Origin of the sequence: Zoogloea sp., assembly GCF_023150065.1 — a bacterium.
In the GTDB taxonomy this organism is placed as follows: Bacteria; Pseudomonadota; Gammaproteobacteria; order Burkholderiales; family Rhodocyclaceae; genus Zoogloea.
In genome coordinates this window covers 1-657 of the sequence record NZ_JAKLLN010000137.1, presented here as the reverse complement: position 1 = coordinate 657, position 657 = coordinate 1, and the positions used below count along the sequence as shown (strand labels likewise).

The window sequence follows — 657 nt, the reverse complement described above, 5'->3', positions numbered from 1 at the left end:
GCGAGCAGCAGGCCCATGTCGGCCTGGAACTTGATCGGGCTGGCGACCCAGGTGACCACGCCCACGGCCAGCGTGACGCCGGTCAGCATCACCACCTTGCCGGTGAACTGCAGTGCGCTGTCGTAGGCCTCGGCCAGGCTGCGGCCCTCGCGCAGCCGCACCAGGGTGACCGACAGGATGTACAGCGCATAGTCGACGCCGATGCCCACGCCCAGCGCCACCACCGGCAAGGTCGCCACCTTCACGCCGATGCCCAGCACCACCATCAGCGCCTCGGCCAGCACCGACGTCAAGGCCAGCGGCAGCACCGCCACCAGCACGGCGCGCCAGGAGCGGAAGGTGATGAAGCACAGCAGCACCACCGCGCCATACACCAGCAGCAGCATCTGGCGCCAGGCCTGCGTGACGACGATGTTGGTGGCCGCCTCGATGCCCGCCGAGCCGGCCGCCAGCAGGAAGTGCACGTCGGCCGTATCGTTGACCGCGGCGTAGGCTTCGATGTGGCCGACCACCCGGGACAACGTATCGGCCTTGTGGTCGCGCAGGTTCACGTACAGCGTGAGCAAGCTGCAGTCATCGTTGTACAGGCCGCGCGGTGCGGCCGCGGTCACGGTGTTGAGCATGTCCTGGTTGGGCAGCAACTCGTACCACTTCGGA

1 protein-coding gene is annotated in these 657 nt (G+C 68.0%); it reads right to left on the bottom strand.

The features are described from left to right. Positions 1-657: MMPL family transporter (locus L6Q67_RS23890; RefSeq protein WP_296576114.1), on the bottom strand; the 657-nt coding region annotated here is incomplete at both ends.